The sequence below is a fragment of the Streptomyces sp. TP-A0874 genome (assembly GCF_001748085.1).
In the GTDB taxonomy this organism is placed as follows: Bacteria; Actinomycetota; Actinomycetes; order Streptomycetales; family Streptomycetaceae; genus Streptomyces.
Genome location: NZ_BBZK01000007.1, coordinates 455,257 through 470,781, shown reverse-complemented (window position 1 = coordinate 470,781; position 15,525 = coordinate 455,257). Strand labels below are relative to the sequence as shown.

Annotated in this window: 11 protein-coding genes and 1 pseudogene; 8 read left to right on the top strand and 4 right to left on the bottom strand. The window is 69.6% G+C overall.

Annotation, left to right across the window (positions count from 1 at the left end; translation table 11 throughout):
* The first annotated feature begins 125 nt into the window (after positions 1 to 125).
* Entirely contained in the window at positions 126 to 1,121 is a 996-nt protein-coding gene (locus tag BGP73_RS14390) for a chitinase (protein ID WP_244501193.1), read from the top strand.
* A gap of 79 nt (positions 1,122 to 1,200) precedes the next feature.
* Here BGP73_RS14390 and BGP73_RS14385 read toward each other — a convergent pair whose 3' ends face one another.
* A complete protein-coding gene (locus tag BGP73_RS14385) occupies positions 1,201 to 2,070 on the bottom strand; it encodes a trypsin-like peptidase domain-containing protein (RefSeq protein WP_069814728.1) in 870 nt (289 codons plus the stop codon).
* A gap of 187 nt (positions 2,071 to 2,257) precedes the next feature.
* Positions 2,258 to 2,671 carry a RidA family protein gene (locus BGP73_RS14380; protein ID WP_069814727.1) on the bottom strand — a complete coding sequence of 138 codons (414 nt, stop codon included), beginning with the start codon at positions 2,669 to 2,671 and terminating at the stop codon, positions 2,258 to 2,260.
* A gap of 247 nt (positions 2,672 to 2,918) precedes the next feature.
* On the opposite strand from BGP73_RS14380, the gene BGP73_RS14375 reads away from it, so the two are divergent.
* Together BGP73_RS14375 and BGP73_RS14370 are read left to right on the top strand one after the other, a co-directional pair.
* On the top strand, positions 2,919 to 4,205 hold the full coding sequence (locus BGP73_RS14375; RefSeq protein WP_069814726.1) for an amino acid deaminase: 1,287 nt from the start codon (positions 2,919 to 2,921) through the stop codon (positions 4,203 to 4,205).
* 380 nt (positions 4,206 to 4,585) lie between these two features.
* A complete protein-coding gene (locus tag BGP73_RS14370; RefSeq protein WP_069814725.1) occupies positions 4,586 to 5,797 on the top strand; it encodes a pyridoxal phosphate-dependent aminotransferase in 1,212 nt (403 codons plus the stop codon).
* A gap of 173 nt (positions 5,798 to 5,970) precedes the next feature.
* Here the strand turns inward: BGP73_RS14370 and BGP73_RS14365 are convergent, their stop codons facing one another.
* Complete coding sequence (locus tag BGP73_RS14365; protein WP_069814724.1) at positions 5,971 to 7,782, bottom strand: phosphoenolpyruvate carboxykinase (GTP); 1,812 nt, start codon at positions 7,780 to 7,782, stop codon at positions 5,971 to 5,973.
* Positions 7,783 to 8,245: 463 nt separating this feature from the next.
* Between BGP73_RS14365 and trhA the strand changes: the two genes are divergently transcribed.
* Entirely contained in the window at positions 8,246 to 8,983 is a 738-nt protein-coding gene (gene trhA / locus BGP73_RS14360) for a PAQR family membrane homeostasis protein TrhA (protein WP_069814723.1), read from the top strand.
* A 51-nt stretch (positions 8,984 to 9,034) separates the two neighbouring features.
* Here trhA and BGP73_RS14355 read toward each other — a convergent pair.
* Positions 9,035 to 11,118, bottom strand: a pseudogene (locus tag BGP73_RS14355) (thioredoxin domain-containing protein).
* Between the two features lie 722 nt (positions 11,119 to 11,840).
* Between BGP73_RS14355 and BGP73_RS14350 the strand changes: the two are divergent.
* The 4 genes from BGP73_RS14350 to BGP73_RS14335 all read left to right on the top strand — a co-directional run bounded on the left by BGP73_RS14350 (position 11,841) and on the right by BGP73_RS14335 (position 15,143).
* Positions 11,841 to 12,191, top strand: coding sequence for a GNAT family N-acetyltransferase (locus BGP73_RS14350; RefSeq protein WP_069814829.1), 351 nt, complete (start codon positions 11,841 to 11,843; stop codon positions 12,189 to 12,191).
* Between the two features lie 160 nt (positions 12,192 to 12,351).
* A complete protein-coding gene (locus BGP73_RS14345) occupies positions 12,352 to 13,206 on the top strand; it encodes an NAD(P)-binding domain-containing protein (RefSeq protein WP_069814827.1) in 855 nt (284 codons plus the stop codon).
* A gap of 136 nt (positions 13,207 to 13,342) precedes the next feature.
* Entirely contained in the window at positions 13,343 to 14,515 is a 1,173-nt protein-coding gene (locus tag BGP73_RS14340) for an LLM class flavin-dependent oxidoreductase (protein WP_069814721.1), read from the top strand.
* Entirely contained in the window at positions 14,508 to 15,143 is a 636-nt protein-coding gene (locus BGP73_RS14335) for a CE1759 family FMN reductase (protein WP_069814720.1), read from the top strand. The genes BGP73_RS14340 and BGP73_RS14335 overlap by 8 nt, the downstream gene beginning before the upstream one ends.
* Positions 15,144 to 15,525: the final 382 nt, after the last annotated feature.

Here is a 15,525-nt window from a genome sequence, read left to right as displayed (position 1 = left end):
GACAGGGCCATTGGTCTGGACCAAATTTGCCTTCGTGGGTCCCGCGCGCACCCCACACCCCCGGTACACCCCGGTCCCCCGAGCCGGGTCCCCCACCACCAACACCCCCCACACCGGAGGCAGTCGTGGCTCGTGCACGATTCCGTCATCTGATCAGCGGGTTGGCCGCCGCCGCCCTGGCGGCAGCCGGGCTGGCCGGCAGCACCGCGGTGGCCGACGAGCGGGCCGCGGGCACCACGGCGGTGCCCGCGCACGCGATCACCGGCTACTGGCAGAACTTCGACAACGGCGCGACCGTCCAGAAGCTCAGTGACGTCCCCGACGCGTACGACATCATCGCGGTCTCCTTCGCCGAGGCCACCGCCGAGCAAGGCGCGGTCGACTTCGCGGTCGACCCGGCGCTGAACTACTCGGAGGCGGACTTCAAGGCCGACATCCGGGCCAAGCAGGACGCCGGGAAGTCGGTCATCATCTCGGTGGGCGGCGAGAAGGGGGCGGTGTCGGTCAACGACCCGGCTTCCGCGTCCGCCTTCGCCGACTCCGTACACCGCCTGATGACCGAGTACGGCTTCGACGGCGTCGACATCGATCTGGAGAACGGCCTGGACTCCACCCATATGACCCAGGCGCTGCGCTCGCTGTCGGAGAAGGCGGGCGAGGGGCTGGTCATCACCATGGCGCCGCAGACGATCGACATGCAGTCGACCTCGAACGAGTACTTCAAGACGGCGCTCAACATTCAGGACATCCTGACCGTCGTCAACATGCAGTACTACAACAGCGGCTCGATGCTGGGCTGCGACGGCCAGGTCTACAGCCAGGGGAGCGTCGACTTCCTCACCGCTCTCGCCTGCATCCAGCTCGAGGGCGGACTCGACGCCAGCCAGGTAGGCCTCGGAGTGCCGGCCTCCACCAGCGCCGCCGGCTCCGGCTACGTGCCGCCGTCCGTGGTCAACGATGCGCTGGACTGCCTGACCAAGGGCGAGAACTGCGGCTCGTTCAAGCCGGAGCGGACCTACCCGGGCCTGCGCGGCGCCATGACCTGGTCCACGAACTGGGACGCCGCGGCCGGCAACCCCTTCGCCGACCAGGTCGGCGGCCACGTCCACGCCCTGCCCTGATCCGGCCCGGGGGCGGACCATGCCCTCGGACAGCCCCCCATGCGGCTGGGGCACCGGCGCGACGGTGCCCCAGCCCTCTTCATGAGCGCGGAGCCAGCACCGTCGGCTTGGGCAGCTCGCAGCCCGGCCGCCCCAGGTCGATCGAGTTGCCCTCCCCCACGCAGGCGGCTATCCCGTAGGTCTGCTGGGCGTAGCCGACCCCCGGGCGCACTGTGACGGCACCGTCCTGGTCCACCTCGCAGGGGTTGTTGAGGGTGCAGCGGCCACCGGATTCGTTGATGGTGTTGTTCACCGCCACCACCTCGCCGGTGGTGTTGTCGACCACCGGCGAACCGGAGGTGCCGCCGATGACCTCGCACCCGGGCGTGGCGTAGCGGACCGAGTCGTCCCAGGTCCAGTCCGCTTCCCGGAGCTGGTGGGCGAAGCCGTCGATCGAGCAGTCGTAGATCCGCTTCCAGTAACCGGAGACGACGCTGATGTCGGTGCCCTGGGCCGGCCGCTCGGCGGCGAGGTCCAGCGCCTCGATCCCGTAGGCGTCCTCGATCTCGGCGTAGCTGGAGCCGAGTTGGTAGAGCGAGACGTCGGTGCTGGTCATCGTGGCGTAGGAGATCTTGGTGGCCTGCACCGTACCGACCTCCCCGCCGTCGGCCGCGAGCAGGTCGAAGGTGCGACTGGAGGGCTGGTCGACCACGACGGCACCGGCCGCGGGCATCCCCGTCTCCAGGCAGTGGCCGTTGGAGAGCACCAGAGCCGGATCCTCGGGCAACGATCCGGGGGTGCGGATGAGAGAGCCCGAGCAGTTGCTGAGCGCGACCGTTCCGGCGAAGTCCGGGGCCGCCACCGGCGTGGGGGTCGGCGTGTGGGGGGCGGCGGAGGCCTCGGTGGCACCGGCGAGCGCGGCTCCGGTCATGAGCAGAGCCGTCAGCACACCGGCAAGAGGTCGTTTCATGGGGGGTCCTCTTCCTGCCGAACGTCCGATTTTTGACGTGGACATTCTCGTGGCACATCGCCCCCTGGGCAATCGGTCCGCCCGTACGCGATGGTGAACCGCCCCGCTGCCCGGAAGGGTTCGGACAGCCGGGTGGCGGACCTCCTCGGGCGCCGGTCGGCGCCCGAGGAGGAGAAGGTCCCGGCGGTCAGCCCAGCACCGCGAGCGCGTCGATCTCGACGAGGAATCCCTCGGGCAGACCCACGTAGACGGTGGTCCGGGCGGCGGCGGCCTCGGTCAGGTCCGCGAAGTAGTCGTCGTAGACGGCGTTGAACTCGGCGAAGTGTGCGGTGTCGGTGAGGTAGACCCGCACCATCAGCACGTCCTCCCAACTCGCCCCGCCCTCCTCCAACACCGCCCTGACGTTGGCGAGGGTCTGAAGGGTCTGCTCGCGGAGCGTGCTGCCGGCCAGCCGGGGCGGCTCGTCGCCCACCACCGGACGGACGCCCACCTGGCCGGCGACCTGGAGGACGTTCCCCTTCCTCACCCCCGGCGAGAACCGGGCCGGTGGCGCGGCGTGGCCGGCCGGGTGGATCGCGGTCTTCCGCAACCTGTCGCTCAACGTCAGCTCCTTCTCCCAAGGTGGTGCCGCCCGAGGCCGGTGGCGCTCGCCCCGTCCTCACCGCGGTCGGCTCCGCGCCCGGCCCGGCCCGGGAGCTGGGCGGGGGAACGCGGCGCGACTACCATCGCAGCCGCATGCCGTCCGGGCCAGCATCCGACCAGCGGCCGAGGGAGGTCCGGCGGGGCGGTCCGGGGCGGTGCGACAGCGGTGAGACGGTACCGAGCGGGACTGCGACGGGAGTTCGACGATGGCCACCGGCAACGCCCTGACCCGCCTGGCGGAGACCCGGATCGACTACCGCTTCAAGGGACTGCCGCCGGACGCCGAAGGCCTGACCGTGGCCGAGCTGTCGGCCGAGCGGCGGTCGCTGTTCACCGGCGGCTTCACCACACCGGTACTGGCGCTCTCCGCAGAGGCCCTGGAGCACAACCTCGCGCTGCTCGCCGGCTACTGCGGCAGGCACGGCCTGGCGTTCGCCCCGCACGGCAAGACCTCGATGGCGCCGCAGCTCTTCACCCGCCAACTCGACCACGGCGCCTGGGGCGTCACCGCCGCAGTCCCCGCGCAGCTGCGGGTCTACCGGGCCTTCGGGGTTCCCCGGGTCTTCCTCGCCAACGAGCTCGTCGACCCGGTAGCGCTGCGCTGGCTCGCCGGACAGCTCGACGGGGACCCGGACTTCCGCTTCGTCTGCTACGTAGACTCCGTACGCGGAGTCGAGCTGATGGACGCGGCGCTCAGCGCTGCCGGTGCCCGCCGCCCGGTCGACGTGGTGGTGGAGTTGGGGGCCGGGGAGGGCGCCCGCACCGGAGCCCGCACGGAGGCCGACTGCCTGGCGGTGGCGGCGGCCGCCGCCGGGGTCCGCACCCTCCGCCTGGTCGGGGTGGCCGGCTATGAGGGCGAGGTGCCGCAGGCCGACAGCGGCCGGGTCCGGGCGTGGCTGCGCCGGCTGGTCACGCTCGCCGCCACGCTGGACGGCGACGGATACTTCGCCGGGAGCGAGGAGATCCTGCTCAGCGCCGGCGGCAGCGCCTGGTTCGACGCGGTGGCCGAGGTCTTCACCGCGGCGCCCCAGTTCTCCCGGCCGACGCTGAAGCTGCTGCGCTCCGGCGCGTACGTCTCCCACGACGACGGCCACTACCTGCGGCACTCCCCCTTCAACCGGGTGCCGGCCGAGGGGCGCCTCAGCCCCGCCTTCCGACTCTGGGCCCAGGTGATCTCCCGTCCCGAGCCCGGCCAGGCCTTCCTCAACGCCGGGAAGCGCGACGCCGCCTACGACATGGACCTCCCGGAGCCGCTGGTGGTCCGCTCCGCCCGGAGCCGCGCCGAGCGGCCGGCCCGCGGGATCACCGTCCGCAAACTGTCCGACCAGCACACCTGGCTGCGGTTGGAGGGGGCGGACCGGGCGGAGCTGGAGGTCGGCGACTGGGTCGGACTGGGGCTGTCCCACCCCTGCACAGTCTTCGACAAGTGGCAGCTGATCCCGCTGGTCGAGAGGGACGGCACGGTCACCGACCTGGTCCGCACCTTCTTCTGAACCGCCTTCCCACGGTCGGCGGAAGGTTCGGACAGCCCGCCGCCCGCCGCCACGTGGCGGACCTCACACCCAGCCCGCGGACGTGTCGGGGGCCGTGACGGCGGCCGGGGCCGCCGCCCAGCCCCGGCCGCCGCCGGCCGAGCCGGGATCGGTGCCGCTCGGACTTTCCAAGCCGGACCGTCTTCTCGACCGCTGTTTACCCGCGCCCGCCCACCCACCGGCTTCAGCTTCGAAGCCGAAGATCTCGGCGGCGCCCGCCCCACCGACCGCCCGGGACCGACCGCCGGGACGAAACGGCAGGCCAAGGGCTGGTTCCGGGCGCAGCCCACGTGGCCTAAAACACGGAGCGGGCCCGACCGCGCGCGCTTAAGGTGGCCGATATGCAGGTGATCCAGTCCACGAAGCTCGCCAATGTCTGCTATGAGATCCGCGGCCCGGTACTCGAGGAGGCCATGCGGCTGGAGGCGGCAGGTCACCGCATCCTCAAGCTGAACACCGGCAACCCGGCGCCCTTCGGTTTCGAGTGCCCGCCGGAGATCCTCGAGGACATGCTCCGGTCGCTCGGCTCCGCACACGGCTACGGCGACGCCAAGGGCCTGCTCCCCGCCCGCCGTGCGGTGATGCAGTACTACCAGACCAAGGGCATCGAGCTCGATGTCGAGGACGTCTACCTCGGCAACGGGGCCTCCGAGCTGATCCAGATGTCCATGCAGGCGCTGCTGGACGACGGCGACGAGGTGCTCGTACCCGCGCCCGACTACCCGCTGTGGACCGCCTCGGTCTCGCTCGCCGGCGGCAAGGCGGTGCACTACCGCTGCGACGAGCAGGCCGACTGGATGCCGGACCTGGCGGACATCGAGCGCAAGGTGACCGACCGCACCAAGGCGATCGTGGTCATCAACCCGAACAACCCGACGGGGGCGGTCTACGACGACGAGCTGGTGCGCGGCATCACCGAGATCGCCCGGCGCCACCACCTGATCGTCTGCTCGGACGAGATCTACGACAAGATCCTCTACGACGGGGCGACGCACACGCCCACCGCGGCGCTGGCGCCGGACCTGCTGACGCTGACGTTCAACGGACTCTCCAAGGCCTACCGGGTGGCCGGTTACCGCAGCGGCTGGTTGGCGGTCTGCGGCCCCAAGGAGCACGCGGCCAGCTATATCGAGGGGCTGACGATCCTCGCCAACATGCGGCTGTGTGCGAACGTGCCGGCCCAGCACGCGGTGGCCGTGGCGCTCGGCGGACGGCAGTCGATCGACGAACTGCTCCTGCCGGGCGGCCGACTGCTGGAGCAGCGGGACACCGCCTACCAGCTGCTGACCGAGATCCCGGGCGTGACCTGCGTGAAACCCAGAGGGGCGCTGTACGCCTTCCCTCGCCTGGACCCCAAGGTCTACAAGATCAAGGACGACCGGCAGATGGTCCTCGACCTGCTCCGGGCCGAGAAGATCATGATCGTCCACGGTACGGGCTTCAACTGGCCGGAGCCGGACCACTTCCGACTGGTGACGCTTCCCCACAAGGAAGACCTCGCGGACGCGGTGACCCGTATCGCCCGCTTCCTCGACGGCTACGCACAGTACTGAGACCCCCGGGAAACCCCCGGTGTGAACAGCGCACGTCGCTGCCGCACCGGGGTTCCGGCCGGCCGCCCGGAACAGAGCGGGTTCCGGCCTCGGCACCAGCCCCGGGAGGGACGGGAGCGGCCGGGTGGGGGCGCCCCCTCCCGGCCGCGTCCTCGGCCTGAGTCGTCGTCGGCTCAGCCGAGCCGCTTCACCAGCGCCCGGTACTCGTCCCACATCTCCGTCGGCGCGTGCTCCCCGAAGGTGTTGAGGTGCTCCGGCACCAGCGCGGCCTCCTCCCGCCACGCCTCCTCGTCGACGGTGAGGAGGAAGTCCAGCCCCTCATCGGAGAGATCCAGCCCCTCGGTGTCCAGCGACTCCTTCGTCGGCAGCACCCCGATCGGTGTCTCGACGCCCTCCGCGGTGCCGTTGAGCCGCTCCACGATCCACTTCAGCACCCGGCTGTTCTCCCCGAAGCCCGGCCACACGAAGCGTCCGTCGGCGTCCTTGCGGAACCAGTTGACGTAGTAGATCCTCGGCAGCTTCGCCGCGTCGGCGCGGGCGCCCAGCTTCACCCAGTGCCCCATGTAGTCGCCCATGTTGTAGCCGCAGAAGGGCAGCATGGCGAAGGGGTCACGCCGCAGCTCGCCGACCTTGCCCTCGGCGGCGGCCGTCTTCTCGCTGGCCACGTTGGCACCGAGGAAGACACCGTGCTGCCAGTCGAAGGACTCGGTGACCAGCGGCACCGTGCTGGCCCGCCGGCCGCCGAAGAGGATGGCCGAGATCGGCACGCCCTTCGGGTCCTCCCACTCCGGTGCGATGGTCGGGCACTGGGCGGCGGGGACGGTGAACCTGGCGTTCGGGTGCGCGGCGGGGGTGCCCGAGTTCGGCGTCCAGTCGTTGCCCTTCCAGTCGGTCAGGCGCGCCGGCTGCTCCTCGGTCATGCCCTCCCACCACACGTCGCCGTCCTCGGTCAGCGCGACGTTGGTGAAGACGGAGTTGCCCCAGAGGGTCTTCATGGCGTTGGCGTTGGTGTGCTCGCCGGTGCCGGGCGCGACTCCGAAGAAGCCGGCCTCCGGGTTGATGGCGTAGAGGCGGCCGTCCTCACCGAAGCGCATCCAGGCGATGTCGTCGCCGATCGTCTCCACCGTCCAGCCGGGGATGGTCGGCTCCAGCATGGCGAGGTTGGTCTTGCCGCAGGCCGAGGGGAAGGCGGCGGCTACGTACCTCGGCTCGCCCTGCGGCGGGGTGAGCTTCAGGACCAGCATGTGCTCGGCGAGCCAGCCCTCGTCCCGCGCCATCACCGAGGCGATGCGCAGGGCGTAGCACTTCTTGCCCAGCAGCGCGTTGCCGCCGTAGCCCGAACCGTAGGACCAGATCTCCCGGCTCTCGGGGAAGTGCGAGATGTACTTGGTGCTGTTGCAGGGCCAGGGGACGTCCGCCTGCCCCGGCTCCAGTGGTGCTCCGAGCGTGTGGACGGCCTTGACGAAGAACCCCTCGGCGCCGAGCTCGTCGAGCACCGGGCGCCCCATCCTCGTCATGGTGCGCATGGAGACCGCGACATAGGCGGAGTCGGTGATCTCGACCCCGATGGCCGACAGCGGCGACCCCAGCGGCCCCATGCAGAACGGCACCACATACATCGTGCGGCCCCGCATCGAGCCGCGGAAGACGCCCTCCGGTCCGGTGAAGATCTTCCGCATCTCCTCCGGGTGCTTCCAGTGGTTGGTGGGGCCGGCGTCCTCCTCCTTCTCCGAGCAGATGAACGTGCGGTCCTCCACGCGGGCCACATCGCTGGGGTCGGAGGCTGCGTAGAAGGAGTTCGGCCGCTTGACCGGGTCCAGCCGGGTGAAGGTGCCCTTCTCGACCAACTCGCCGCACAGCCGCTGGTACTCGGCCTCCGAGCCGTCGCACCAGACGACCCGGTCGGGCTGGGTCAGCGCGGCGATCTCGTCGACCCAGGAGATCAGCTCACGGTGTTCGGTGGGGACGTCGGTGACGGGGGCCACGGGGGTGTCGGATTCCCCAGTCGGGGAGACAGCGCTGAGCGCCACGATCGCTCCATCCCGCCGGTTCGCACAGGGCCGGCGTGAGACTCGAGGGTATTTGAACGGGCAACAGATGCCCGGTGTGAAGGTGGTCGCCCCGTGGGGGCCGCGACCCGGATGCTTCATGATCGCTCATCCGGTGTCGCCCGTACTCATTTGATCCTCAGGGGCGGAGGGCGGTTCTGTCCAGGGGGCATCGTGGTGAGCGACACCACTGGGCGCCACGGGGGGCGCTCGCCGTGCCCCCAAGGGCCCCGGCCGGGCCGCACGACGGCGGCCACGCCGCCTCGCCACCCTGCCGGAACGGCCGCATCCGTCCGCTGTCCGGACACCCCTACGCCATACGGCGCACCGCGACTGCCCGCCCTGAGCCGACCCCCGGGCACTGCGGGGACCGCCGTTGGCCAGCCCTTAGAGTTGCGCTATGACTGCCGCCACGCCCCAGCGCTCCAGCGACACCGAGTCCACCGCCCCGCCCATCGGTGCCGGGCAGCCGGCCGAAGCGAGCCAGCCGCGCGGAGTCGAACTGGCCGAACTGGTGAAACCGCGGCTGCGGGGCTGGCTGCACGCCGGGATGTTCCCGGCCGTGCTGACCTCGGGGATATTCCTGACCGCGCTCGCCGAGAGCGGCCGCGGTCGACTGGCCTGCGCGGTGTACACCCTCACCGCCTGCCTGCTGTTCGGGGTGAGCGCCCTCTACCACCGCGGCAACTGGGGGCCGCGGGCCAACGCCGTGCTGCGGCGGCTGGACCACGCCAACATCTTCCTGATCATCGCCGGCACCTACACCCCGTTCACCATCCTGCTGGTGCCGGGCGGACGCGGCCAGGCGCTGCTCTGGGCGGTGTGGGGGGCGGCGCTGGCCGGTATAGCGTTCCGGGTCTTCTGGGTGGGCGCGCCCCGCTGGCTGTACACCCCCTGCTACCTCGCCATGGGATGGGCCGCCGTCTTCTTCCTGCCGGACTTCATGCGGTCCGGCGGGGTCGCCGTGCTGGTACTGCTGCTCGTCGGTGGCCTGCTGTACAGCGCCGGCGGGGTGATCTACGGCATCAAGCGCCCGAACCCCTCGCCGCGCTGGTTCGGCTTCCACGAGGTCTTCCACTCGCTCACCCTCGCGGCCTTCGCCGTGCACTACATCGGCATCTCGCTGGTGGCCTACTGACCCCGGCGCCCGCCTGCCGACAGCGGGCACCGCGGCGGGGAGCCGAGGAGGTCACCGGCCGGCCGCCGCTCCGTCCAGCCGATCGGTGAGCACCTCGGGATCGGCCGTCGGCGCGTCGCAGGTGAAGTTCCGGCAGACGTAGGCGGCCGGACGCCCGTCGAGCAGCGGCCGGTCGGCCAGCAGCGGGATCGCCGGTCCACCGTCCCCCGCTGACACCGCGTCCGACGGCGCCCCCACCGCCACCACCGCGCCTGGAGCGGTGCCGAGCAGCGCGCTCCGGTGCAGGGCGGCGGTCGCCGGGTCGTCCGCCGGGCCGACCACGGCGACCTCCCGGGGCCCGTCCAACAGCGCTTCGGCGACCGCGAGCCCCCAGCCGACGAACCGGGGCGCGCGGCTGGACAACGCCCTGACCACCGCCAGCGCCCGCTCGGCCGCGCCGCGGTGCCGGCTGCTGCCGGTGTAGGCGGCGTAGGACAGCAGCGCACCCGCGGCGGCGCTCCACCCGGACGGCGTGGCGTTGTCGGTGGGGTCCTGGGGGCGCCGGATCAGTTGTTCGCCGTCGTCCGGGGTGTCGTGCAGGGAGCCGTCCTCACTCGTGAAGCGCGTGAGCACGGTGTCGAGCAGCAGCCCGGCGAACTCCACCCACACCTCTTCGCCGGTGACCGCGGAGAGCGTGAGGAAGCCCTCGGCGACGTCCGCGTAGTCCTCCAGCACACCCGAGTTGTTGCCGGGCGTGCCGCCGCGCGAGGTCCGCGCCAGCCGGCCGTCCTCCCCCAGGTGCACCCGCACCAGGAGGTCCGCCGCCTCCGTCGCCGCTTCGACCAGGTCCGGCCGGTCGAAGTAGGCCCCCGTCTCGGCGAGCGCGGCGATGGCCAGACCGTTCCAGGCGGCCACCACCTTGTCGTCGCGGCCCGGGCGCGGCCGGCGCTCCCTGGCGGCGAACAGCCGGGCGGCGACGGAGGCGATCCGCTCGGCGTCGGCGAGCCCCTCGCCGGAGAGGCGCAGCACGGAGGAGCCGGCCTCGAAGGTCCCCTCCTCGGTCACCCCGAAGTAGGCGGCGGCCAGCCGCCCGTCCTCCTCCCCCAGCACCTCGCGCAGTTGCCCGGGCGTCCATACGTAGAAGGCACCCTCGGCGTGCCGGCCCGAGCCGTCGTCGCTGTCCGCGTCCAGCGCCGAGGCGAAGCCGCCCTCCGGGGTGCGGAGTTCCCGCAGCAGGAAGTCGGCGGTCTCCAAGGCGACCCGGCGGGCGAGATCGGCCCCGGTGGTCCGCCAGAGATGGGCGTACACCCGCAGCAGCAGGGCGTTGTCGTAGAGCATCTTCTCGAAGTGCGGGACCGTCCAGCTGCGGTCCACGCAGTAGCGGGCGAAGCCACCGCCGAGCTGGTCGTAGAGACCGCCGCGGGCCATCGCCTCGCAGGTGTCGAGCGCCATCTGGCGGGCGGCTTCGGAGCCGGTGCGGGCGTGGTGGCGCAGCAGGAACTCCAGCACCATGGCGGGCGGGAACTTCGGGGCACCGCCGAAGCCGCCGTGTTCGGCGTCGTAGTCGCGGGTCAGTCCGAGCAGCGCGGCGTGCAGGTCGGACTCGGCCGGGGGCTGTGCCGCTCCCTCCAGGGCCAGCGAGCGGGAGGCGAGGTCCCGGACGATCCGCGCGGCGACCTGTCCGACCTCCTCCCGCCGGTCCGCCCAGGCGGCCCGCACGCCCTCCAGCACCTGCCGGAAGGAGGGCATGCCGTGGCGCGGTGCGGGTGGGAAGTAGGTACCGAAGTAGAAGGGCTCGCCCTCGGGGGTGAGGAAGACCGTCATCGGCCAGCCGCCCTGGCCGGTCGCCGCCTGCACCGCCTCCATGTACACGGCGTCGACGTCGGGCCGCTCCTCGCGGTCGACCTTGATCGAGACGAAGTGCTCGTTGAGGTAGGCCGCGGTCTCGGCGTCGGCGAAGGACTCGTCCGCCATGACGTGGCACCAGTGAATCAGCAGAAGCATAAGTGGCAGGACGCATAACCCACGCTCAAAAGGATGGGCACGTCCCGCCGCTCAGCTTCTTCCATCGCCTCCTCTCCCCATGGCCACCAGTCCACTGGATTGGAGGCGTGCTGGAGCAGGTAGGGCGACTGCTCGTTAGCCAGTCGATTCATACCGGCATCGTCGCATGAAAAGCCGTCCCAGGGCCCGTGGCAACCGCCTCGTCCAAGGGTCGGTTGGACGCGCCGCCCGCGACCTGGACGGACGGGGTGCGCCGGACACGCCCGGGGAAGGATTCTTCCGCGGCGCCGGACCGCCGTGTCCGCCTGGTGCGAGGGCCGTCCACCCGGCACCTACACACGCTCAGCACGCGCCGAGTGAGTTCCGACGATCACGCCGGGGCACCGCCGGACACTGTCACGTAAAAAGGCCCGGCGAGCCTGTGCGGGGGCATTCCGAGCATTGTCCGTAATCTCTGGTAGCTGAGCGTAGGGCGTCATTGCGGTGCATCGCGAGGCGGCCGGACGCCCGGATACCGACCGTGTGCGGATACACGCGGCACGGGGTGTTTCCCAGCGGTGACCGGAGGCCTCACCTGGTCATCCGCCTTCGCTGCCGAATCGCGGTCCGACACCTCGGGGAGGCCCTCCGGTAGTTTCCCGCAGCCGCACGTCACGGACTTGCCCGTGCGTGTCCCCAGCGCATCACCTAGCATCGAAGCAGTGGAAGAGCCACCGGTTTCTCGCTCCGATCCGCAAAAGGCGGATGGCGGTTCGCCAGCCGGACGGGTCCCAGCCAAGCCCTGAACTGCGGGATTTCGTGCGCTTCGACCAGCCGCCGCCCCAACCATCCAAGCGCTGTTCCGATTCATCTGTTCCAATTCATGGGGCCCCTGATGACCGAGTCCACCGCACCCGTTGTCGAGCGCTTTCAGGACAAATGCCGCTATGAGATCCGCAGTGGGGAAGAACTCGCCGGCTTCACTGCCTATCGCGACCACGATGGGCAGCGCATCTTCTACCACACCGAGATAGACGATACCTACACCGGCCAGGGCCTCGCCTCCCGCCTGGTTCAGCAGGCTCTGACGGATACCCGGGAGAGCGGCAAACGGATCGTTCCCGTGTGCCCCTACGTGGCGAAGTTCCTACGACGCCATGTGGAGTTCGACGAAAACGTCGATCCTGTCACCGCGGACGTGCGCCGATGGCTCAACTGCGCTCTGCACGACCGAGCCGGCAACTGATGGGCGGCGCGAAATCCGCCTCGCGTGGAGAAGTGGCGAACGGCACCCCCTTCGGAGGTGCGCCCATGAGCATGCCTCGCGCCGATGTCCCGCGGCTGGGGCCGGGACAGAGCGGTTGGCCGTACCCGACATGGATTGCCATGGTGAGGGGGTGTTCCAGATGACTACGGTAGCGGTCGTCGGCACCGGTGACATGGGGGCAGAAACGATTCCCCACCTTGTGTCGAGCGGTTTCACCGTCAAGGCTTTCGACTCCGTCGCCGAACGGCTGGACCTAGCACGTCAGGCAGGAGCGGAAGCGGCGGCGTCGGCAGCCGATGCCGCACGCGGCGCCGATGTGGTACTGGGGCTGGTGATGTCCGAGGACATTCAGGATGCTTATTTCTCAGCCGCCGGGATCCTGTCAGGTGCTGGCGACGGAACTGTCGTCGTGGTCGGTTCGACAACCACACCGGCGGCAGTCAGGGAGATCAGCAGCCGGGCGCCAGGCGACGTCGCCGTCATCGACGCCCCCATCGTCGGTGGGGTGCGGTACGCGCGCGAGAAGTCGCTCACGTTCCTTGCCAGCGGTCCGGAAGAAGCCATTACCGCGGCCGAACCGGTACTTTCCTCACTGGGCAGGATCCGACACGTCGGCGACCTCGGATCGGGCACGGCATACAAGCTCATCACCAACGTGGCAATCATGGCTGCTGAGGCCGGAATCCGAGAAGCACTGGACCTAGCCGACGCCTTGGGCGCGGATTACGAGACGGCTTTGGACCTCATGTCAGCCGGACCGTTGGGTCCAGTGGTCAACCGTGCGCTTGACACCGATAATCCGCGTCCCTTGCGTCGCTCGGCGGAGGACGATGACACCTTGCTAGCCGCTGTGAGTGATCCTGACGCGGTGCTGCCAATCTCGACCGCGGCACGGCAACGACTGTGGGACGCCGTGAGCGCCTCCGCGGTCCCGGAACCCGATTTCGTCGACCTGACACGTAAGAGCACCTCGCGCCCCGGATACCGCCCCTGAAGGATGCTTGCTGCTCTCCGCTCCTTCATCGTCACGGTTGGCGTGTTCGGACGTGTCCCACCAGATGGCAACCCGATGGAATGCGTGAACGCTTCTCGTCAGGAAGAGGACCGTTGTGCCACCTACCGAAGACGGAATGCAGTTCGGTATCTTCACCGTTGGCGACGTAACCCCCGACCCCACCACGGGACACACCCCCACCGAGGCCCAACGCATCCAGGCAACGCTCGCCATAGCCCGCAAGGCCGAAGAGGTCGGCCTTGATGTCTTCGCCACCGGCGAGCATCACAACCCTCCGTTCACGCCATCCTCTCCGACTACGCTCCTCGGGTACATCGCCGCGCAGACCGAACGCATTATCCTTTCTACGTCGACCACTCTGATCACCACGAACGACCCGGTCAAGATCGCAGAAGATTTCAGTGTGCTACAGCATCTGTCGGGTGGCCGTAGCGACCTCATGCTGGGACGAGGTAACACCGGCCCTGTCTATCCGTGGTTCGGGCAGGACATTCGACAGGCCGTCCCACTGACCGTCGAGCGGTACGGACTGCTGCGTCGCCTATGGCGCGAAGAAATCGTGGACTGGGAGGGGGAGTTCCGCACTCCTCTGCAAGGGTTCACCCTCGCCCCCAGACCGCTGGACGGTGTACCACCTTTCGTCTGGCACGGCTCCATTCGCACTCCGGAGATCGCGGAGCTGGCGGCGTACTACGGAGACGGGTTCTTCGCGAACCACATCTTCTGGCCCGCTTCACACACCCAGCGGATGGTACGTCTATACCGGCAGCGTTTTCAGCACTACGGACACGGAGACCCGGAAGAGGCCATCGTGGGCTTGGGCGGCCAGGTTTTCATGCGCCGCAACAGCCAGGACGCCGTCAGTGAGTTCAGGCCGTACTTCGACAACGCCCCGGTGTACGGGCACGGCCCCTCCCTGGAGGAGTTCACGTCCGCGACCCCCTTGACGGTCGGCTCCCCGGCACAGGTGGTCGAGAAGACCTTGGGGTTTCGTGAGTACGCGGGCGACTACCAGCGTCAACTCTTCCTGATCGATCACGCAGGGCTACCGCTGAAGACGGTACTGGAACAACTCGATCTGCTCGGCGAAGAGGTGCTTCCCGTCCTCCGCAAGGAATTCGCCGCCGACAGACCGGCCCACGTGCCCGCAGCGCCGACTCACCAGTCGCTGCTGCAGGCACACCGGAAGGAAGATGAGGAGAAATCGGCTGACGGAGGAAAGAACACACCCGTCCGCGACCGCGGCCAAGCAGTCGCGGGAAGAGAACGAAGGCAGACCCATGACTGAAATCGCAGTCATCAGCGGTGGTTTGCGTGAGCCATCCTCGACACGCCTTCTTGCCGACCGCTTGGCGGCCGGCGTACGGACCACCCTGGAAGAGCACGGAAAGTCGGTCAACTCATCGACCGTAGAACTTCGACCGCTCGGCCGCTCCATCATGGACGCAACACTGTCGGGGTTCCCATCGAGCGACTTGGAAAATGCGTTCGCCATCGTCGCCGCCGCAGACGGTGTAATAGCCGTCACACCGGCCTTTAACGCCTCCTTCAGCGGCATGTTCAAAATGTTTTTCGACGTACTGCCGGAGGGGATTTTCGAGGACATGCCCGTCCTCATCGGAGCCACCGGGGGAACCGAACGCCACTCGCTGGTCCTCGAGCATGCACTGCGCCCCATGTTTTCCTATTTGCACGCCATCGTCTCTCCTCGCGGGGTGTACGCGGCCACAGAGGACTTCGGCTCCCAGGCAGCAGACGCCCTCGGGCGGCGCATCGCGGAGGCCTCCAGCGATTTCGCACGAGTGATCGAGAACTGTGGCACTCGCCAACGCCGTGACCCGTTCACCGAGGACCTGTCGTCCATGCAGCGCCTCCTGGGTAGTCCCGGTCCGCGAGGCGGCGAAGAACTCGAGTGACCGGGGTCTCCGCCTGCTTCGCTGTCACAGAGAGACCACCTCGGCGCCCCAGCACCTCGAAGGCCCGGACCATCCGCCGGCGTCCCGCCGTCGGGACCCCCCACAGGGTGGCGATGGCGGCGGGAGCGCCCAAGCCTCGTGCTACCACCTCCGGGCGGCGCGGTTCGGGGTGGAGCGCCGCGTTCCTCTCCCCACCGGCGACGACACGCTAGTGAACGGTCAGCCGCCTGGGACGAAGAGAGGAGTGCCCCGCAGATCAACAGCGTCGAGGGAACGGCCACCAAGCGTTGGGGCAACACCCGGAGGCTCTTCGAGTCCGAGGACCGTATCGGAGCCCCGCATCCCCACAAGCTCACCGCCGAAGACCCGGAGTGACTCGACG